The organism is Stenotrophomonas sp. Ker107b, assembly GCF_053847245.1.
Genome location: NZ_JBSPHX010000001.1, coordinates 20553 through 41042, shown reverse-complemented (window position 1 = coordinate 41042; position 20490 = coordinate 20553). Strand labels below are relative to the sequence as shown.

Genomic DNA, 20490 nt, shown 5'->3' with positions numbered 1-20490 from the left:
CCACCATGGCCCCCGGCAGGTAAAATCCCGGGTTTCCCGTGCCGAAGACTGCCTGCCATGACCGACGCCAGCCCCGCCTCGCTGACCCAGCACTACGTTGAAGAACTGGAGGCGATCCGCGCCCAGGGCCTGTTCAAGTCCGAGCGCATCATCACCAGCCCGCAGTCTGCCGAGATCACCTTGGACGATGGCCGATCGGTGCTGAACTTCTGTGCCAACAACTATCTGGGCCTGGCCGACCATCCGGACCTGATCCAGGCCGCCAAGGACGCGCTGGATACCCACGGCTTCGGCATGGCCTCGGTGCGCTTCATCTGCGGCACCCAGGACCTGCACAAGCAGCTGGAACAGCAGATCGCCGATTTCTTCGGCAAGCAGGACACCATCCTGTACGCGGCCTGCTTCGACGCCAACGGTGGCCTGTTCGAGCCGCTGCTGGGCGAGCACGACGCGATCATTTCCGACGCGCTCAACCATGCCTCGATCATCGATGGCGTGCGCCTGTGCAAGGCCAAGCGTTTCCGCTACGCCAACTGCGACATGGCCGATCTGGAAGCCCAGCTGCAGGCGGCCGATGCGGCCGGCTGCAAGACCAAGCTGATCACCACCGACGGCGTGTTCTCGATGGACGGCTTCATCGCCCCGCTGGATGAGATCACCGCACTGGCGAAGAAGTACAACGCGCTGGTCCACATCGACGAATGCCATGCCACCGGCTTCCTCGGCGCCACGGGCCGCGGCTCGGCCGAGGTCAAGGGCGTGCTGGAGAAGATCGACATCATCACCGGCACCCTCGGCAAGGCCATGGGCGGCGCACTGGGCGGCTTCACCTGCGCCAGCGCCGAAGTGATCGAGCTGCTGCGCCAGCGCTCGCGCCCGTACCTGTTCTCCAACTCGCTGCCGCCGCACGTGGTCGCTGCCGGCATCAAGGCCTTCGAGATGCTGGCCGCCGCCGATGACCTGCGCGATACCCTGGCGCAGAACACCGCTTACTTCCGCGAGAAGATGACCGCCGCCGGTTTCGATGTGAAGCCGGGCGTGCACCCGATCAGCCCGGTGATGCTGTACGACGCCCCGCTGGCGCAGAAGTTCGCCGAGCGCCTGCTCGAGGAAGGCATCTACGCGATCGGCTTCTTCTTCCCGGTGGTGCCCAAGGGCCAGGCCCGCATCCGCACCCAGATCAGCGCCGCACACACGCGTGCGCACCTGGACCGCGCCATCGATGCCTTCACCCGGATCGGTCTGGAACTGGGCGTGATCAAGGGTTGACCAGACGGCGGCGCTTGGCGCGCCGTCACAACAGAACGCCGGGCCATGCCCGGCGTTTTTTTATTTCTTCTTTTTCTTCTTGTCCTTGGCCTCTTCCTTGCTGGCCACCACCACCGGTGCCGCAACCGGACCATCCTGGCCATTGCCCTTGGCCACGCGGATGCCGTTGGCCTTCATCCAGGCGTCGAACTCATCGGCGCTCATGCGCTTGTCGCCATCGCTCATCAGGAAGCGGTAGCTGCCGCGACCATCCAGCTCGGGAATCTTGATCTCCACCACCTTGTCGGTCACCGGCGGATCCTGTTTGGCGATCTGTTTGTGCCCGCCACAGGCGGTCAGCAGCGCGGCCGGCAACAACAGGCAGGCGCCGCGGAACAGGGAACGGTTGAGGGTACTGACGTGCATGGTCTTACTCCCGGTGTTGAACGGAACGTCCCTTCGAAGGCCATCCATTGCCCGGGTCGATTGGCCTGCCACATGCCGGCAGGCCACAAGGTCACGGTGTGGCCGCGGCGCTGTCGGCCACGGCATGAAGCAGATCCAGATCGTGTTGGCTGAGCTCGCGCCAGGCGCCCTTGCCCAGCTCGCCGAGCGGCAGCTGGCCGATCGCCACGCGCACCAGGCGCAGCACGTTGATGTCGAATGCGGCAAGCAGGCGGCGGATATGCCGGTTGCGGCCTTCCTCCAGCACCACTTCCAGCCAGGCGGTCTTGTCGCCGCTGCGCAGCAGCGTGGCGCGCCGCGCACGCAGCACTTCGCCTTCGTCCTCGATCCCCGCGCACAACGCCTGCAGCTGCGCGGCATCGGGAATGGCATCGATCTGGACGTGATAGGTCTTGTCCGGGCCGGTGGCCGGGTCGGTCAGGCGCGCGGCCCATTGCGGATCGTTGCTGAAAAGCAGCAGCCCTTCGCTGGCCTTGTCCAAGCGCCCAACCGGCGCGATCCACGGCAAGCCGGCAGCATCGAAGCAGCGGTACACGGTGTCACGGCCGCGCTCGTCCTGCGCGGTGGTGACCAAGCCGCGCGGCTTGTTGAGCATCAGGTACACGCGCTTGGGTGCGTCCAGCGGCTGACCATCGACGCGCACGTGATGGCGCCCGTCGATGATCGGAAATTCGGGGTTGTTGATGACACGGCCGTCGACCGTGACCCGGCCGTCGACGATCCAGCGCGCGGCTTCGGTGCGCGAGCACAGCCCGGCCTTGGACAACACACGCGCCAGACCATGGCGCGGTGCACTCGGGGACGTGCTGGACGCAGTGGTACGGGCGCCTGTTGCGGGGCTCGCACGCCGCTCGGGGCGGCGTGGTCGGGACGCGGTCGCGGCGGGTGGCCGGCGTGTCGTCATCGTGCTCCGCTCAGGCGGCTTACTTCTTGTCCGCCGGCTTGGTCTCAGCCGGTGCTTCGGGAGCGGCAGCCGGCACGGCGGCGGGCACCGGGCGCGCCTTGACCACGCGCACGCCACGCGCCTTCATCCACGCATCGAATTCTTCGGCGGTCATGCGCTTGCCGTTCTGGCTCATGTCGAAGCGCCACGGCGTGTTGTCGAACTCGGTCTGCGGCTTGTAGGCGGCCGGATCGTTCGGGTTGATCACCGGTGCACTGGGGATTGCCTTGGCGATGTTCTGGCAGCCGTCGATGCGCAGGCGCTGCAGCACGCTGTCCAGCGACTGCTCGCGGTCGTAGCTGGAGGTCAGCACGCCGGCAGGCATGCCCAACTGGACGTTGCGGATGTACAGCTCTTCGGCAACCGGCGCGATCGCGGTGGCCGGCAGCGGCAGCGGCGATGCGCTGGCAGGTGCCGAACAGTCCACGGCAGCGTGGGCGGCGGGAACCAGGGCCAGGCCAAGCGCGGCGGCCAGTGCAAAACGCTGCATGGGATGCATCCAGGAAGGGGTCGACGCGGCGAGTTTAACAGCGCCACAACGTCTTTCAAGCGCCACTTTCAATGAATACGGCAACTTATTGGATTTATTGTCGATTTTCAGGATTTCGGCCTGCGGCCGACCCCTCCTCCTTGATGTCGCCCACAAGCGCAGCGCGGCCCATCGTGCCAAGCCGGACTTCGCAGCAATGAAAGGCCAGGCTTTTACGTGGACTTACAGCATGCCCAGCCCCGTAGCGGCCGGTAGGCCCCTGGGCAAAATCAAGGAGGAGACCGTCGCCGCAAGGCGGCGGCCGGGGGACATTTGCCAAGGGCCTACCGGCCGCTACGGGGCGTGAGGCTCGCGAAAGGTCCACATTGGAGAGTTGAGAAAAGACAAAAAAAAGCAGGGCCCGGCAATGCCGGGCCCTGCTTATTGAGACTGTACTACCAGAAGGATTAGTTCTGGACGTTCAGCTCGGTACGACGGTTCTTGGCGCGGCCTTCCGGGTTATCCGAACCATCCGGGTTGGCGTTCGGCGCAATCGGGCGGCTCTCGCCGTAACCGATCGGACCGACCAGACGCGAAGCGTCAACGCCGTTCTGGGTCAGATAGTTGTACACCGAGGTAGCACGACGCTCGGACAGCTTCTGGTTGTAAGCGTCGGTACCCTTGGAATCGGTGTGACCGGCCACTTCAACGCGCAGATCCGGGTAACGCTTCAGGATTTCCGAAGCCTCGCTCAGGATCGCAACCGCGTCAGGACGCAGGTTCGACTTATCGAAGTCGAAGTTCACGCCCTTCAGATCGATCGACACCGGGACCGGGCAACCGTCCGGACCGATGGTCTGACCCGGCTGGGAGTTCGGGCACTTGTCGTCGCAGTTGTTGACGCCGTCACCGTCGTCATCCAGATCGGCGCAGCTCGGGGCAACCGGAGCCGGAGCCGGCACGGCAGCGACCGGGGCCGGGCCCAGCGGGATCACGACACCGACCGAAGCCAGCACGTCGCCGAACCAGTCTTCGCTCGGAGCAGCAACGCTCTTGTCGTCGAAATCAGCGCGGTAGGCCACTTCGGCACGCACGGCGACGCGCTTTTCGAAGGTGGTCTGCAGACCGACGCCGAGCTTGGCGGCAAAGTTGCCGTCCTTGCGGTCAATCGGGCCGTTGACGGCGGAGTACTCTTCTTCCGACTTCTGGTAACCCAGACCCATCAGCAGGTACGGGTTCCAGCCGCGGCCTTCCTGGATGAAGTGGCGACGCAGATCGACGGACGCGCCGTACTGGCTCCAGTTCAGATCCTGGTTGGCATCGAAGTTCGGGTTCTGGTAGTTCAGCTCGCCGTCCAGCGACCAGTTGGGGCTGATGAACTTACCAAGGCCCAGGGTAACGAACGGAGCGTCGTTGGTCAGACGGTCGCTATCCTGGAAGTTGAAGCCGGCCGAACCGGTCAGGTACCAGCGGTCGTCAAAATCCTGCGCCGATGCAGCCTGGGCGAAAGCCAGACCGCCCAGCAGCGCGGCAGTAAGGATCTTCTTGTTCATTGAGTACAGCTCCTATTTCGGGGGTATGAAACCGGTAGAGGCATGGGCCAGCACTACTGCGTCGTTTTTCAGACTGCCGATTCAGCACGCCACCGCCGCGAACATTATGCTCAGGCGAGTGAAGGTGATGTTAACAGTCCCGTAACATGTGAAGACGACCGCTAGACCTCTACCGGGTCCAGCTGGTGGCACCCTATACAGGTTGATGAAATTCCGCAAGACCCAGACACGACAAGGGTTTTTCCCAATTCAGGCGGCGTCGCGACACATTTTTCACGGAAGGGTTCAAACCCCGGCCACAGCGTGATTCAGCGCAGAAACAGCGGCGTCGTGATCCGTATGATGAAGGTGATTCCCCCCTTCCGGAGCCGCCATGAAAGCCGTGGGATTGACGCAGTATCTGCCGATTGAAGACCCCGCCAGCCTGCAGGACCTGGATATCGCGCCGCCGGGCGCACCGCAGGGACGCGATCTGCTGGTGCGCGTACACGCCGTGTCGGTGAATCCTGTCGATGCAAAACAGCGCGCGCCGCGAGCGCAACACGAGAACCCTGCGCGGATGCTTGGCTATGACGCTGCAGGGATTGTTGAAGCGGTCGGCGAGGAGGTGAGCGCGTTCGCGCCCGGCGATGAGGTGTACTACGCGGGCGATGTCACACGCCCGGGCTGCAACGCGCAGTACCAGTGGGTCGACGAGCGTCTGGTCGGGCGCAAACCGACCACGCTGGATTTCGCCGAAGCGGCGGCGCTGCCGCTGACCACGTTGACGGCGTGGGAGCTGCTGTTCCAGCGGATGCCATTGCAGCTTGATGACTGCCGTCATCGCGGCCAACATCTATTGATCATCGGCGGTGCCGGTGGCGTTGGCTCCATTGCGATCCAGCTCGCGCGGCATGCGGGCTTCACGGTGATCGCCACGGCATCGCGGGATGAAACGCGCGCGTGGTGCCTGCAGATGGGCGCAGACCACGTGATCGATCATCGCCAGCCGCTGGCGCCGCAGTTGCAGGCACTGGGGATTGCGCAGGTGCAGGCGGCCTTGAACCTGGCCGACACCGACCATTACTGGGAACCGCTGGGTGAGCTGCTGGCGCCGCAGGGGCATGTCGGGCTGATCGTCGAGCCGCGCGGTCCGCTGCGCATCGGCGATCCTTATAAAGCCAAGTGCATCGGCATCCACTGGGAATTCATGTTCGCCCGCGCGCGCTTCCAGACGGTGGACATGATCGAGCAGCATTGCATTCTCAACCGGGCGGCCAGCCTCATCGATGCCGGTGAACTGCGCACGACCGCACACACGCACCTGGGCACGGTCAATGCGGCGAACCTGCGCGAGGCACACCGCCGGCTGGAAGCGGGCGGCGTGATCGGCAAGCTGGTGCTGTCCGGCTGGAAGTAAACCGCGCGCCGCTGTGTCATCGCACTTTCGTGCGCATCTGTATCTGTCGGCGGTACGCCGTGCCGCCTACAGTCAGTGGCCCTTCCGGTGAATCCGCCATGCCCACGTCCCTGCCCCTGCGCCTGCTGCAACTCCTGCTTGGTCTGTTCCTGTACGGCTTCGGCGCGGCGGTGATGATCCGCGCGGCGATCGGCGTGGCGCCCTGGGATGTGCTGTCACAGGGCATCGCGCTGCAGACGCCACTGTCCTTCGGTGTGGCCACCAATGTGATCGGCGCGCTGGTGTTGCTGCTGTGGTGGCCGATCCGGCAGAAACCGGGTCTGGGCACCGTGCTCAACGTGCTGCTGATCGGCCCCAGCGCCCAGTTCGGGCTGTGGCTGCTGCCGGAGGTGCATGGGCTGGCCTGGCAGATCCCGATGTTCGTGTGCGGCCTGCTGCTGGTCGCGCTGGCCACCGGCCTGTACATCGGCGCGCGCTTCGGCCCCGGCCCCCGCGATGGCCTGATGACCGGCCTGCACGCCCGCACCGGCTGGCCGATCTGGATCGTGCGCAGCGCGATCGAAGGCACCGTGCTGCTGATCGGCTGGTGGCTGGGCGGCAATGTCGGGGTCGGCACCCTCGCGTTCGCGCTGCTGATCGGCCCGCTGTGCGGCGTCACCCTGCCGCTGTTCGGCATCCGCAAGCCCAGCCCGGCCGCCGCCACGCCCTAACGGGCGTCCGTGCCGACCGATGGTCGGCAGTTGGCGGACACCTGCCCTTGCTCTTCAAGGACATTCGCGGCACCCTGCGGGCTTCCGTACGCAAGCGTATCCACATGTCGCCAGCCGCCGAATCCACCGCTTATCCGCATCTGTTCACGCCGCTCGATCTGGGCTTCACCCAGCTGCGCAACCGGGTCCTGATGGGGTCCATGCATACCGGTCTGGAAGACCGTGCACGCGATTTCCCACGCCTGGCGGCCTATTTTGCCGAGCGGGCGGCCGGCGGCGTCGGGCTGATCGTCACCGGCGGCTTCGCGCCCAACGTGGTCGGCTGGCTCAAGCCGTTCGGTGGCAAGCTGTCCTGGCCGTGGGAGGTGCGACCGCATCGCCAGGTCACCCGGGCCGTGCACGACAACGGCAGCAAGATCTGCCTGCAGCTGCTGCATGCCGGGCGCTATGCCTACCACCCCTTGTCGGTGGCACCCTCCAAGCTGAAGGCCCCGATCAACCCGTTCACCCCGCGGGCGCTGTCCGCGCGCGGGGTGGAGCGCCACATCGCGGACTACGCGCGCAGCGCGCGGCTGGCCCGCGAGGCCGGCTACGACGGCGTCGAGGTAATGGGTTCGGAAGGCTATCTGATCAACGAGTTCATCGCCCCGCGCACCAACCAGCGCACCGATCGCTGGGGCGGTGACGCTGCCCAGCGCATGCAATTCGCGGTGGAAATCGTGCGCCGCATCCGCGAGGCCTGCGGGCCGGACTTCATCATCATCTACCGGCTCTCGCTGGTGGATCTGGTGCCCGACGGCAGCAACTGGGCCGAGATCGTGCAGCAGGCACAGGCGATCGAGGCGGCAGGCGCCACGCTGATCAACTCCGGCATCGGCTGGCACGAGGCGCGCATCCCGACCATTGCGACCTCGGTGCCGCGCGGCGCGTTTGCCGGGGTCACCGCCAAGCTCAAGCCGCATGTGCGCGTGCCGGTGATCGCGACCAACCGCATCAACATGCCCGACGTCGCCGAGCGCATCCTTGCCGAGGGCGCTGCCGACATGGTCTCGCTGGCGCGGCCGCTGCTGGCCGACCCACAGTGGGCCAACAAGTCGCGCGCCGGCCGTCCGGAGGCGATCAACACCTGCATTGCCTGCAACCAGGCCTGCCTGGACCACGTCTTCGAGAACAAGACCGCCAGCTGTCTGGTCAATCCGCGGGCCGTGCACGAGACCGAACTGGTCTACCGCCCGACCAGCGCCCCGCGCCGGATCGCCGTGGTCGGGGCCGGCCCGGCCGGGCTGGCCTGCGCGACCGTGGCCGCCGAGCGCGGCCACGCGGTCACGCTGTTCGATGCCGGCAGCGAGATCGGCGGGCAGTTCAATGTCGCCAAGCGCATCCCGGGCAAGGAAGAATTCCACGAGACGCTGCGCTATTTCCGCCACAAGCTGGACGAGACCGGTGTGGAGGTGAAGCTGGATACCGTGGCCGACGTGGCCACGCTGGCCGGTTTCGACGCGGTGGTGATCGCCACCGGCATCATCCCGCGCCGGGTCGATTTCCCCGGTGCCGACCATCCCAAGGTGGTCACGTATCTGGATGTGCTGCTTGGCAGGGTCCAGGTGGGCGAGCAGGTCGCGATCATCGGCGCCGGCGGCATCGGCTTCGATGTCGGCGAGTTCCTGGTCCACGCGGGCCCCTCCTCCGCGCTGGACCCGGCACGCTGGATGGCCGAGTGGGGCGTGGACCCGACGTTCGAGGACCGCGGCGCGCTCGCCAAGCCGGCGCCTGAGGCACCCGCACGCAAGGTCTGGCTGCTGCAGCGCAGTCCGGGCAAGCCCGGCGCGCGGCTGGGCAAGACCACCGGCTGGATCCACCGCGCCACGCTCAAGGCCAAGGGCGTGAGCATGCTAGGTGGCGTGGCTTACCTGGGCGTGGATGACAGCGGCCTGCGCATCGGCGTGGATGGCCAGGAACAGCTGCTGCCGGTGAGCCACGTGGTGGTCTGCGCCGGCCAGGAACCGCGCCGTGATCTGCACGCCGCGCTGCAGGCCGCCGGCATCCCTGCGCAGCTGATCGGCGGTGCGGATGTCGCCGCCGAACTCGACGCCAAGCGCGCGATCGATCAGGGCAGCCGGGTCGCCGCCGCGCTCTGATCCGGGTCGAAACGGACCTGAATACGGGGCTGAACCGCCGATTCAGCCCCACCTCCGAACCTGAATGTCAAGGGTTCGGGTTCAGGATGTATTGGGAAATCCCCCCCTATCGTGCGCCAACTTTCCCGCTCACCACCCAGTTCGAGTGAGCGCGCGGACCCCACGTCTATTCGGGTCCGCCCCCGGGCGGCCCTGATGGCCGCCTCCCCATGACGCCAAGTCGTACCCACGCCCCGTCCGCATGATCGGATGGAACAGCCAGGTGCGGCCCACACGGAGCAAGGAGATTTATGAAACTGGCCTGGATTCTCTGGCTGTCACAGTTGTTGCCGCAGCCTGCCGCCGATTCGTTGTGCCTGAGCACGACCGTCTACCTCGAAGCGCGTGACCAGACCCTGCGCGGCCAGCAAGCCGTCGCGGAAGTGGCCCTGCGCCGCCTGGACAGCGGCCTGTGGGGCGACTCGATGTGCCAGGTGGTGACCGCCCGCAAGCAGTTCGCCCCGACCATCGTCGCGCCGGGCACCCAGCTCGGCAACGCCGATGCCTGGCAGGAAGCGATGACCGTGGCCTTCGATGCCGAACGCAACTGGGCCCTGCCGGCCGGTGAGCGCAAGGAGATCGTCCCGGGGGCGAGCCACTTCGCCGCCCTGGCGATCGCCAACCCGAGCTGGCGCAACGCCTACCAGGTGGCCACGATCGGTGATCACACCTTCTATCGCGTGCAGAAACTCAAGCCACGCGCGTCGTAACGGTCTGTTACGGCCATACCGTTGAGGATGCGGGGCCCGCTCTGGAATAGTGGGCTGCTGATCGTCCACCCATCTGCAACGGAGTTCCCATGAAGCTGTACAGCAAGCCCGGAGCCTGCTCCACCGCCGACCACATCGCCCTGCAGTGGACCGGCCAGCCGTTCGAGGTGGAACTGCTCGACAAGGAGACCCTGAAGGCCCCCGCCTTCCTGGCCATCAATCCGGCCGGCTCGGTTCCGGCCGTCGTCGACGGCGATTTCGTGCTGACCCAGAATGCCGCCATCCTGGGCTACATTGCCGATACCTACCCGCAGGCCGGCCTCACCGGTGACGGCAGCCCGAAGCAGCGCGCCGAAGCCACCCGTTGGCTGTCCTTCGTCAACTCGGACCTGCACCCGGCGTTCAAGCCGCTGTTCGGGCCCGGCAACTTCCTCGAAGACGACACTCAGTTCGACGCGCTCCGTGCCACCGCCCGCAAACGCCTACGCGGCCTGTTCGAGCGCGCCGATGCGCAGTTGGCCGACCGCCCCTGGCTGGCCGGGTTCCGCAGCTTCGCCGACCCGTACTTCTACATCACCCTGCGCTGGGCCGCGGGCGCGAAGATCGACCTGAGCGGCTTGAACAACATCGCTGCCTTCAACCAGCGGATGGACGCCGATGCAGGCGTGCAGGCGGTACTGAAGGCCGAAGGCCTGAGCTGACCGGTGCGGCTGACGTAGACGGATAAGAAGAAGCCCGGCAGTGCCGGGCTTTTTCGTTTCCAGCGCGCGCGAGGCGATCAGCCAACGATCTCGACCACAATGCCCTCGGCATCGCGCAGTTCGCTCGGCTCCACCACCACCTGCAGCGCCGGCCAACCCGGGATCGCATAGGTCCCGCGGCGTGGCATGACCGTGGCGACCAGCGCCTGCACCGTGGCCGGGGCCAGCTGGCAGTCCAGCGCATCGCCCTCGACCACCAGCGCGTTGACGGCCGCCGGCGACAGCGTGATCTGCCGATCGTTGCCGACCAGCGTCAATGGCTGGCCGAACAGCAACCGCGCCGGCAGCAGCGCGAGCAGCGATTCCACCTGACGCGCGCCCAGCGTCACGGTCAACTGCTGGTCGGCGCCCTCGCCCTGCACCGATCCGCCCAGCTTCTCCAGGAACAGATAGGCCGTGTGCGAGCCTTCGCGTGCCGCACCCTCTGCCACGGCGGCAGCGAGCGCGGGGTCGTCCAGCAGCGAGCCACGCGCGATATCGATGATCCACAGCGGCATCTTCGGCAGCAGCGCTTCGAGCACGCCCGTGGTCGACCAGCGCTTCACCGCCTCCATCTCGTCATCGGCCAGCCCGATCACCTGCAGGAACGCCAGCGAACCGTTGGGCGTCTCGCGCGGCGGCAGTTGCGGGTCGCGCATGAAGGCGACGTGCCGCAGCAGCGTATCGGTGTCGGCGGCGATCGGCCCGCCCGCATTGAGGTAGTGGCCCTGCTGGAACACCTTGCCGTTGGCGAACACGTAGCGCGCCAGGTTCTGCAGGAAGTTCATCGCCCACGCCGGTGGCTCGCTGCCCGCCGCGGCGGCAACCCGGACGCTCAGCTCGAAGCCGTAGCCACTGGTGGCCGGATCATCGCTCTCCTTTTCATACAGCTCGGAGAAGCCGTAGCTGACGAAGTGCCAGTGCGGCAGCGGCGCATCGTTCCAGTACGCGCTGATGCCGTCCAGCGGATCCTCGCCACCCAGCAGCGAGCGCAGCACCGGGCCGTAATGCTGCGGCGCCTGCGTGGGATACACCGCCTTCAACGCGGCATCGATGGCATCCCACCCGGGGGCGCCGTCGTCCTCGATCTCGATCTCGTCCACCATCACCGCTCTCCTGCAACAGAACAGCGCGCATTCTAAACAGCGCGCTGGCTGGCCGCCGTCGACGTGCCGCCTCAGGCGATCACGGACTCGGTGTGCAGCAGCGCGTGCGTTTCTTCCAGCCAGCGGTTGGCCAGTGCCGGGCTTTTCGCCTTGCTGATCGCGGCGGCCATGTCCGGCCACAGCTTTTCCAGGCTGCCGGCATCGGTGCAGCGCTCGACCTTCAACTGCATGAAATAGCCCTTCAGACCGAGGTGTCTGCGCACCGATTCGCTCATCCAGTCATACAGCCGCTTGTACAGCTCCGGATCCTGCTCGCGTCCGGCGGTCAGCGCTGCGGCGACGACCGGTGCGGCACTGCCGCCGACGATCTCGATCAAGCCCATCGCCGAGAGCTGCGCCAGCGCATCGTCCGGCGCACGCAGGCCCGGCAACAGCGCGGTCAACGCGGTGTCATCGCGCTGACCATCGACCATCAGCAGAATCGACCGCAACGCCGGCGGCAGGCGCCGTGCACGATCCTCGATTTCCTGACGGCCAGCGGCCGTCTTGGCATGGATGTAGGCCATGTGCTCCCCCTTCACGTGGTGCATCACCGCGCGTGGCACCGGCCGTTCGCCGCTACGTGCGCGCCCCCTTGCAACGATCACCTGCGCAGCTTACCCGACCCTCCGCATCGACTGTAATGCGCTGCAGCACGGGCTGGTCGGCGCGCGGCGGGCATGAAAAAGCCCGCCTCTCCGAGGAGGCGGGCCCGGGGGCGCACGAGGCTGTCCGCGCCCTACGTCCCCAGTGCGCGTCGGATCTCGTCCAAGGCCGCCGGGTCGTCCAGGGTCGACAGATCGCCCGGATCACGCTCCTCGGCCAGCGCCTGCAGCGAGCGCCGCAGCAGCTTGCCCGAGCGCGTCTTGGGCAGCGCGTTGACGATATGGATGTGCGCCGGCCGTGCGACCGCGCCCAGGGTATTGGTCACCCGCTGCATCATCTCGGCCGCCACGGCACTGCCGTCGCCCTGCAGGGCCTGCTTGAGGGTGACGAATACCAGCGGCACCTGGCCCTTGAGTTCATCCTTGACCCCGATCACGGCGGCCTCGGCCACCAGCGGATGGCCGGCGATGCATTCTTCGATCTCGCGCGTGCCCAGGCGGTGCCCGGCCACATTGATGACATCGTCGGTGCGGCCGAGGATGAAGGTGTAGCCGTCTTCGTCCTGGATCGCCCAGTCCAGCGAGCTGTAGAGCAGTTCCTTGAAGTGGCTGAAGTAGCTCTGGATGAAGCGCGCATCGTCCTTCCAGACGGTGGTCATGCAGCCCGGCGGCAAGGGCGGGATCATCACCAGCACGCCCTTCCGCCCCGGCGCGACGCTCTCGCCGGTGTTCTCGTCGATCACCTTCATCCGGTAGCCGAGGTTCGGAAAACCGGGCGAGCCGAAGCGCACCGGTTTCATGTCCACGCCCGGCAGCAGGGTCAGTGCCGGCCAGCCGGTTTCGGTCTGCCAGTAGTTGTCGATGATCGGCTTGCCGAGTGCATCGTTGATCCAGTGCGCGGTCGGCTCATCGAGCGGTTCGCCGGCGAGGAAGACGTACTTCAGTGCTTCCAGATCGTGGCGGCGGATGAAATCGGCATCGTGCTTCTTGAGCACGCGGATCGCGGTCGGCGAGGAGAACAGCGTGCGCACGCCGTACTGTTCGCACAGCGCCCACCAGATGCCCGGGTCCGGGTGAGTCGGCAGCCCTTCGTACAGCAGCGAGGTGCAGCCGCCGATCAGCGGGCCGTACACGTTGTAGGAATGCCCGACCGCCCAGCCCACATCCGAGGTGGAGAACATCACCTGGCCGGGCTTGCAGTCGAACACCGTCTCCATCGACTGCGCCATCGCCACGGCGTAGCCGCCGACATCGCGCTGCACGCCCTTCGGCTTGCCGGTGGTGCCGGAGGTGTAGAGCAGATAGCTCGGCTCGCTGGATTCCAGCCACACCACCGGTACATCCTGGTCACCCACCTCGGCACGCAGCGTGGCGTAGTCGACGTCGCGGCCGGGCACCTTCGGCTCGGCCGCGTCCAGCCCGCGTGAGACGATCAATACATGCGGTGGCGGCGAGGCGGCTTCGGCGCAGGCGGCATCGACCATCGCCTTGTACGGAATCACTTTGCCACCGCGCTTGCCGGCATCGGCGGCGATCAACAGCTTCGGTTCGGCGTCATCGATGCGCAGTGCCAGGTTGTGCGCGGCGAAACCGCCGAACACCACCGAGTGGATCGCCCCGATGCGCGCGCAGGCCAGCATCGCGAACACGGCCTCGGCCATGTTCGGCATGTAGATCACCACGCGGTCGCCGCGCTGCACGTCCAGCCGCTGCAGCACGGCGGCGAAGGCATTCACTTCGCGGTGCAGTTCGCGGTAGCTGATCTCGCGGGTAACGCCGGTTTCGCTGGAGATGGCAACCAGCGCGAGCTGGTCGGGACGGTCGACCAGATGGCGGTCCACCGCGTTGTAGCAGAGGTTGGTTTCCCCGCCCACGAACCAGCGCCGGAACGGCGGGTTGCTGTAGTCGAGGATCTGCTGCGGCGGGGTATGCCAATAGATGCGATGGGCCTCTTCGCCCCAGAACGCCTCGGGTTCATCGACCGAACGTCGATAGACATCTTCGTAACGCATGACAGCCCTCCCAGACAAAGTCATGGGATCGAGCATAGTCCGATGGTGAGGCGCGGGCCGTCCGACCTTGGTCGTAGGGCCGGTCGGTGGGTGGGGCGCTGGCCCCCCATACCCTTTCCGGCGAATGTCCTCCGGCGTCGGCCTGCGGCCGCCCCCTCCTCCTTTATTTCGCCTACAAGGGCATGGGGGGCCAGCGCCCCACCCACCGACCGCCGCGCGGAAAAGACTCAGTACGCGCCTTTGCACCGCCTATGGGCGAAGAACAAAAAAAAACGCCGGGCAATGCCCGGCGTTTTTTCCATTCGTACCGACCAACGATATTCGCGCCGTCCTGGCGCTCACCCTTCGGGCCGGCGCTTTGCACCGTTGAGAACGGCTCCTGCCGTTCTCTTCGGCACCCACCCGTGTGAGTGATCAGCCCAGCAGGTGGGCGACGCCGGAGCGCTCTTCTTCCAGCTCGGCCAGGGTCTTGTCGATGTACTTCTGGCTGAAGTCGTCGACCGGCAGATCCTTGACCAGGGTGTACTCGCCGTTCTCGGTGGTGACCGCGAAGCCGAAGATCACGCCTTCCGGGATGCCGTAGGAGCCGTCGGACGGCACGCCCATGGTGACCCACTTGCCGTTGCTGCCCAGCACCCAGTCACGGATGTGGTCGACGGCGGCATTGGCGGCCGAGGCGGCCGAGGACGAGCCACGGGCTTCGATGATCGCCGCGCCGCGCTTGCCCACGGTCGGGATGAAGGTGGAGGCGTTCCATTCCTGATCGTTGATCGCCTCGGCGATGGAGGCACCCTCGGCGGTGGCGAAACGGTAATCCGGGTACATGGTCGGGCTGTGGTTGCCCCACACGATCAGCTTCTCCATGCCACCGACCGGCTTGCCGAGCTTGGTCGACAGCTGGCTCAGCGCACGGTTGTGGTCCAGGCGCAGCATGGCGGTGAAGTTGCGCGGGTTCAGATCCGGTGCCGACTTCATGGCGATGTAGGCGTTGGTGTTGGCCGGGTTGCCGACCACCAGCACCTTGACGTCACGCTTGGCGACCTTGTTCAGCGCCGCGCCCTGGGCGGTGAAGATCTTCGCGTTTTCCAGCAGCAGATCCTTGCGCTCCATGCCCGGGCCGCGCGGACGCGCGCCGACCAGCAGGGCGATGTCGGCATCCTTGAAGGCCACTTCGGCGTCATCGGTACCGACCATGCCGGCCAACAGCGGGAAGGCGCAGTCTTCCAGTTCCATCATCACGCCGCGCAGGGCGGCCTGGGCCTTGTCGACCGGCAGCTCGAGCAGCTGCAGGATGACCGGCTGGTCCTTGCCCAGCATGTCGCCGGAGGCGATGCGGAACAGCAGGGCGTAGCCGATCTGGCCGGCGGCGCCGGTCACGGCAACACGAACAGGTGCTTTCATGGGGATTTCCTCTGCTAAGAATCGTAAAAACGGCCCCCTTCACAGGGGGCCGTCGGGATCGGATCAGGCGCTGGGGATGAGCTTGTTCCACTCCGCCACGCGCTCGGCCTGGGCGGCCAGCACGGCGTCGGTGTCGCCTTCCAGGGTGATCGAATGGATCACGTCGCCCTGCTTGACCGAGTCCACGATGGCCTGGCCGTCGAGCACCTGGCCGAACACGGTGTGCTTGCCGTCCAGCCAATCGGTCTTGATGTGGGTGATGAAGAACTGGCTGCCGTTCGTGTTCGGGCCGGCATTGGCCATCGACAGCGAACCGACCTGGTGCTTCACGCCATTCTTTTCATCTTCGAACTTGTAGCCCGGGCCGCCGGTGCCCTGGCCCTTGGGGCAGCCGCCCTGGATCATGAAGTCCGGGATCACGCGGTGGAAGACCAGGCCGTCATAGAAACCGTGCTTGACCAGGTTGACGAAGTTGGCGACCGTCAGCGGGGCCTTGTCGGCGAACAGCTCGACCTTGATCGGGCCCTGGGTGGTGTCGAAAGTGGCGATGAGGGACATGCAAATCCTTGGGGTACGGGGGTTTGTCGTTAGCCCCATAGGATACACCCGTGGTATGCGCCACCGCATGCGCGCTGCGGCCCCACGCTTCGCTGCGCGAACCGCGGGCCCCTCTTGCCAGCACCCACACCCCCGCCGCTTCGCGGCAGCCCCCTGACTCAGGGGGCGGTGGTGCTTCCTGCAGCATCGCGGCCGCCCGGACAGGCGCCCCTCACACAGCTGAATGCCCGTCCGGCAAGGCTTGCGACGTACTTTTCGCGATTGGTCATCTTGGCCGTATAATGTTGGACTTCTTTTTCCAAATCCGGCGCCGACTGGCCCCCTTTCGCATGTCTATCGAAAATCTTCGCAACATCGCCATCGTCGCCCACGTCGACCACGGTAAGACCACCCTCGTCGACCAGCTGCTCAAGCAGTCCGGCACCCTCTCCGAGCGCACCGTGCTCGCCGAGCGCGTGATGGACAGCAATGACCAGGAAAAGGAACGCGGCATCACCATCCTGGCCAAGAACACGGCCATCACCTGGGAAGACAAGAAGACCGGTATCAAGAACCGGATCAACATCGTCGACACCCCGGGACACGCCGACTTCGGCGGCGAAGTGGAGCGCGTGCTGTCGATGGTCGACACCGTGCTGATCCTCGTCGACGCGATGGACGGCCCGATGCCGCAGACCCGCTTCGTGACCCAGAAGGCCTTCGCGATGGGCTTCAAGCCGATCGTCGTGGTCAACAAGGTCGACCGCCCGGGCTCGCGTCCGGATTGGGTGATCGATCAGGTCTTCGACCTGTTCGACAAGCTCGGCGCCACCAATGAGCAGCTCGACTTCCCGATCGTCTACGCCTCGGCCCTGAACGGCTACGCGGGCCTGGAAGACACCGTGCGCGACGGCGACATGACCCCGCTGTACGAAGCGATCATGCAGCACGCGCCGATGCCGGAAGTGGACCCGGAGGGTCCGTTCCAGATGCGCATCAGCCAGCTGGACTACAACAACTTCGTGGGCGTGATCGGCATCGGCCGCGTGCAGCGCGGCACCCTGAAGAAGAACATGCAGGTCGCGGTCATCGATCGTGAAGGCAAGAAGCGCAACGGCAAGGTCGCGCAGGTGCTGGGCTTCCTGGGCCTGGAGCGCATCGAGCAGGACACCGCCGAGGCCGGCGACATCGTCGCCATCTCCGGTATTCCGGAACTGACCATCTCCGACACCCTGTGCCACCCGGACACCCCGGAAGCACTGCCGGCGCTGACCGTCGATGAACCGACGATCTCGATGACCTTCCAGGTCAACAACTCGCCGTTCGCCGGCAACAAGGACCTGTCCGGTGGCAAGTTCCTGACCAGCCGCCAGATCAAGGATCGTCTGGACCGCGAGCAGGTCCACAACGTGGCCCTGAAGGTCGAACAGCTGGAAGACGCCGACAAGTTCCTGGTCTCCGGCCGTGGCGAACTGCATCTGTCGGTGCTGATCGAGAACATGCGTCGTGAAGGCTACGAGCTGGCCGTGTCGCGTCCGGAAGTGATCATCAAGCAGATCGACGGCCAGGCCATGGAGCCGATCGAACAGCTGGTGGTGGACATCGAAGAGCAGCACCAGGGCGGCGTGATGGAAAAGCTGGGCACCCGCAAGGGCCAGCTGAAGAACATGGAGCCGGACGGCAAGGGCCGTGTGCGCCTGGAATACCAGATCCCGGCCCGTGGCCTGATCGGTTTCCAGAACGAGTTCAAGACCCTGACCCAGGGTTCGGGCCTGCTGTTCCACGTGTTCGACCATTACGGCCCGAAGGAACAGGGTTCGATCGCCAAGCGCCAGAATGGCGTGATGATCGCCAATGCCCCGGGTGCCACCCCGGCGTACTCCCTGGGCCCGCTGCAGGAACGCGGCAAGCTGTTCGCTGCTGAAGGCGACAACGTGTATGAAGGCCAGCTGGTCGGCATCCACTCCAAGGACAACGACCTGACCGTCAACGCGATCAAGACCAAGCCGCTGACCAACATGCGCGCCTCGGGCAAGGACGATGCGATCCAGCTGACCCCGGCGATCAAGTATTCGCTGGAACAGGCCCTGGACTTCATCGAAGACGACGAGCTGGTCGAGATCACCCCGAAGGAAATCCGTCTTCGCAAGAAGGGCCTGACCGAAAGCGACCGCAAGAAGGCATCGCGCGGCGGCTGATCGGACCCATTGTCGTGATCGACAAGCCCTACAACCCGGATCCTCACAAGCATCCGGGGCTTCACCTGATCGCCTTGCTGGAAGCCAGCAAGGCGGTTCTGGCGCTGTTGGCTGCGACCGGGCTGGAAATGCTCGGTCCGCAGCCCCTGCGCGATGCGGTCAATGCCTTGATCCGCCGGTTCAGCCTGGACCCGGATCACGGCACCCTGCCTTCGCTGCTCAACATGATCAGCCCCGATGCCGTGCATCTGGCGGCTGCTGCGATGGTCGCCTACGGCGTCCTGCACCTGTTCGAGGCCTGGGGCCTCTGGCGCGCCAAAGCCTGGGCTTCCTGGCTGGGCTGCGTCACCGCCGGCATCTACCTGCCGTTCGATATCTACGCCATTCTCCGCCATCCGGGCTGGGCCTCGTGGTCGGTGCTGGTGATCAATCTGATCGTGGTCGGCGTACTTGCCCGCGATATCCGCAAACGCCACGGCACGATCGCCAACGCGGCTTGAGTTGCCAAGCGCCGCCTGTGCTGGTTAGCCTGTCGGCCGGTTCGGGGGAACAGGCATGCGCCTGACACTGACGTCATTGATGCTCATCGCACTGGCCGGCTGCAGCCCGGGCCCGGCGCCCCTGCATGCCCGCGAATCGCCCACGCCCTCACCCGTCACCGCGCTCCCGTTCGCCTACGCCGAGGCCGACATCAGCGCGCTGCAGTCGCGCATGGCCAGCGGCGAGCTGGACAGCGTCACCCTGGCCCGCGCTTACCTGGACCGCATCGCCCGCCTCGACCGGGCCGGCCCGCGCCTGCGCGCGGTGATCGAGCTCAATCCCGATGCGCTGCGCGAAGCTGCCCAGCTGGACGCCGAGCGCCGCCAAGGGCAGCTGCGCGGCCCGCTGCACGGCATCCCGCTGCTGCTCAAGGACAACATCGGCGCCAGCCCCATGAGCACCACGGCCGGTTCGCTCGCGCTGGAAGGCTTCCGCCCCGACGATGCGTTCCTGGTCAAGCGGCTGCGCGCGGCCGGTGCGCTGATCCTGGGCAAGACCAACCTCAGTGAGTGGGCCAACTTCCGCTCCAGCCAGTCGATCTCCGGCTGGAGCGCGCGCGGCGGCCAGACCCGCAATCCCTACCGGCTCAGCCATAACCCGTGCGGCTCCAGCAGTGGCAGCGCGGTGGCGGTCTCGGCCAATCTGGCGGTGGCCGCGATCGGCACCGAGACCGACGGCAGCATCGTCTGCCCGGCCGCGGTCAACGGCGTGGTCGGCTTGAAGCCAACCGTGGGACTGGTCAGCCGCGAAGGCATCATCCCGATCTCCTTCAGCCAGGACACCGCCGGCCCGATGACGCGCAGCGTGGCCGATGCGGCCGCCCTGCTGACCGCCATGGCCGGCCGTGACGAGGCCGACCCGGCCACCGCGACCATGCCCGGCCGCGCCGTGTACGACTACACCTCGCGCTTGAACGCCGATGGCCTGCGCGGTGCGCGGATCGGCGTGCTGTATGGCGACCTGCAGCAGAAGCCGGGCATCGCGCCCGCCCTGCAACATGCGGTGGCCGTGCTGCGCGACGCGGGCGCGACCGTGGTGCCGGTGCAGTTGCCGACCCAGGGCCAGTGGCAGGAGGCTGAGCAGATCGTGCTGATGCATGAGTTCAAGGCTGGGCTGCAGCGCTACTTCACCACCTACCAGGCGCCGGTGCGCACGCTGGACGACGTCATCGCGTGGAACCGGCAGCATGCTGGCAAGGAGCTGGCGCTGTTCGATCAGGACCTGATGGACACCGCCGCCACCATGGGCGGCCTTGGCAGCCCGGCGTACATCCGCGCGCGCAGCGATGCCCGCCGGTTGGCCGGTCCGGACGGCATCGATGCGGTGCTGCGCGAGCAGAACCTCGATGCGCTGGTGGCACCGACCACCGGGACGGCCTGGCCGATCCGGCCCGGCCGCGGCGATGACTTCCCCGGTGAAAGCTACAGCGCGGCCGCGGTGGCGGGGTACCCCAGCCTGACCGTGCCGATGGCGCACGTGAACGGGCTGCCGCTGGGGCTGCTGTTCATGGGCACCGCATGGAGCGAGCCGCGGCTGATCGAGCTGGGCTACGCCTACGAGCAGCGCACCCGCGCGCGTCGCCCGCCGCGGTTCCAGACGGACACCCTGCTGACGAACGGCATCGCGCCCTGAACGGCG

General features: G+C 66.4%; 18 protein-coding genes. 9 read left to right on the top strand and 9 right to left on the bottom strand.

Going from position 1 to position 20490, the window contains the following annotated elements; all coding sequences use genetic code 11:
• The first annotated feature begins 57 nt into the window (after positions 1 to 57).
• Positions 58 to 1269, top strand: a complete 1212-nt coding sequence (gene kbl / locus ACWV8V_RS00245) for a glycine C-acetyltransferase (protein ID WP_259261131.1) — start codon at positions 58 to 60, stop codon at positions 1267 to 1269.
• 60 nt (positions 1270 to 1329) lie between these two features.
• Here the strand turns inward: kbl and ACWV8V_RS00240 are convergent, their stop codons facing one another.
• The 4 genes from ACWV8V_RS00240 to ACWV8V_RS00225 all read right to left on the bottom strand — a co-directional run bounded on the left by ACWV8V_RS00240 (position 1330) and on the right by ACWV8V_RS00225 (position 4678).
• Positions 1330 to 1674 carry a hypothetical protein gene (locus ACWV8V_RS00240; RefSeq protein ID WP_123728467.1) on the bottom strand — a complete coding sequence of 115 codons (345 nt, stop codon included), beginning with the start codon at positions 1672 to 1674 and terminating at the stop codon, positions 1330 to 1332.
• A gap of 91 nt (positions 1675 to 1765) precedes the next feature.
• Positions 1766 to 2617: a pseudouridine synthase gene (locus tag ACWV8V_RS00235; RefSeq protein WP_259261129.1), complete on the bottom strand. Its 852-nt coding sequence runs from the start codon at positions 2615 to 2617 to the stop codon at positions 1766 to 1768.
• A 19-nt stretch (positions 2618 to 2636) separates the two neighbouring features.
• Entirely contained in the window at positions 2637 to 3146 is a 510-nt protein-coding gene (locus ACWV8V_RS00230; protein ID WP_123728465.1) for a hypothetical protein, read from the bottom strand.
• A gap of 446 nt (positions 3147 to 3592) precedes the next feature.
• On the bottom strand, positions 3593 to 4678 hold the full coding sequence (locus ACWV8V_RS00225) for an OmpA family protein (protein WP_259261128.1): 1086 nt from the start codon (positions 4676 to 4678) through the stop codon (positions 3593 to 3595).
• Positions 4679 to 5051: 373 nt separating this feature from the next.
• On the opposite strand from ACWV8V_RS00225, the gene ACWV8V_RS00220 reads away from it, so the two are divergent.
• The 5 genes from ACWV8V_RS00220 (at position 5052) to ACWV8V_RS00200 (ending at position 10375) form a co-directional block, all read left to right on the top strand.
• Positions 5052 to 6077 (top strand): zinc-binding alcohol dehydrogenase family protein, encoded by a 1026-nt coding sequence (locus ACWV8V_RS00220; protein WP_455898646.1) that lies wholly within the window; start codon positions 5052 to 5054, stop codon positions 6075 to 6077.
• A 98-nt stretch (positions 6078 to 6175) separates the two neighbouring features.
• A complete protein-coding gene (yczE, locus tag ACWV8V_RS00215) occupies positions 6176 to 6787 on the top strand; it encodes a membrane protein YczE (RefSeq protein WP_123728462.1) in 612 nt (203 codons plus the stop codon).
• Positions 6788 to 6891: 104 nt separating this feature from the next.
• The gene (locus ACWV8V_RS00210) at positions 6892 to 8925 is read left to right on the top strand and encodes an oxidoreductase (RefSeq protein WP_455898645.1); all 2034 of its coding nucleotides are present in this window, start codon (positions 6892 to 6894) and stop codon (positions 8923 to 8925) included.
• Between the two features lie 290 nt (positions 8926 to 9215).
• The gene (locus ACWV8V_RS00205; protein ID WP_088435200.1) at positions 9216 to 9674 is read left to right on the top strand and encodes a cell wall hydrolase; all 459 of its coding nucleotides are present in this window, start codon (positions 9216 to 9218) and stop codon (positions 9672 to 9674) included.
• 89 nt (positions 9675 to 9763) lie between these two features.
• Positions 9764 to 10375: a glutathione S-transferase N-terminal domain-containing protein gene (locus tag ACWV8V_RS00200; RefSeq protein WP_455898644.1), complete on the top strand. Its 612-nt coding sequence runs from the start codon at positions 9764 to 9766 to the stop codon at positions 10373 to 10375.
• 77 nt (positions 10376 to 10452) lie between these two features.
• On the opposite strand, the gene ACWV8V_RS00195 is transcribed toward ACWV8V_RS00200, so the two are convergent.
• From ACWV8V_RS00195 to ACWV8V_RS00175, 5 genes are all read right to left on the bottom strand, one after another.
• Entirely contained in the window at positions 10453 to 11520 is a 1068-nt protein-coding gene (locus ACWV8V_RS00195; protein ID WP_455898643.1) for a suppressor of fused domain protein, read from the bottom strand.
• Between the two features lie 71 nt (positions 11521 to 11591).
• The gene (locus tag ACWV8V_RS00190; protein WP_259261122.1) at positions 11592 to 12086 is read right to left on the bottom strand and encodes a hypothetical protein; all 495 of its coding nucleotides are present in this window, start codon (positions 12084 to 12086) and stop codon (positions 11592 to 11594) included.
• A gap of 212 nt (positions 12087 to 12298) precedes the next feature.
• Positions 12299 to 14176, bottom strand: a complete 1878-nt coding sequence (gene prpE, locus ACWV8V_RS00185; RefSeq protein WP_455898642.1) for a propionate--CoA ligase — start codon at positions 14174 to 14176, stop codon at positions 12299 to 12301.
• A 414-nt stretch (positions 14177 to 14590) separates the two neighbouring features.
• Entirely contained in the window at positions 14591 to 15577 is a 987-nt protein-coding gene (locus tag ACWV8V_RS00180) for a malate dehydrogenase (protein ID WP_121042906.1), read from the bottom strand.
• A 63-nt stretch (positions 15578 to 15640) separates the two neighbouring features.
• Positions 15641 to 16135, bottom strand: coding sequence for a peptidylprolyl isomerase (locus ACWV8V_RS00175; protein ID WP_121042904.1), 495 nt, complete (start codon positions 16133 to 16135; stop codon positions 15641 to 15643).
• 329 nt (positions 16136 to 16464) lie between these two features.
• On the opposite strand from ACWV8V_RS00175, the gene typA reads away from it, so the two are divergent.
• From typA to ACWV8V_RS00160, 3 genes are read left to right on the top strand one after another with little or no spacing between them, the layout of a single operon-like run.
• Positions 16465 to 18312 carry a translational GTPase TypA gene (typA, locus tag ACWV8V_RS00170; protein WP_121042902.1) on the top strand — a complete coding sequence of 616 codons (1848 nt, stop codon included), beginning with the start codon at positions 16465 to 16467 and terminating at the stop codon, positions 18310 to 18312.
• Between the two features lie 14 nt (positions 18313 to 18326).
• The gene (locus ACWV8V_RS00165; RefSeq protein ID WP_121042900.1) at positions 18327 to 18812 is read left to right on the top strand and encodes a DUF2127 domain-containing protein; all 486 of its coding nucleotides are present in this window, start codon (positions 18327 to 18329) and stop codon (positions 18810 to 18812) included.
• A gap of 55 nt (positions 18813 to 18867) precedes the next feature.
• Positions 18868 to 20484, top strand: coding sequence for an amidase (locus tag ACWV8V_RS00160; RefSeq protein ID WP_455898641.1), 1617 nt, complete (start codon positions 18868 to 18870; stop codon positions 20482 to 20484).
• Positions 20485 to 20490 lie beyond the last annotated feature (6 nt).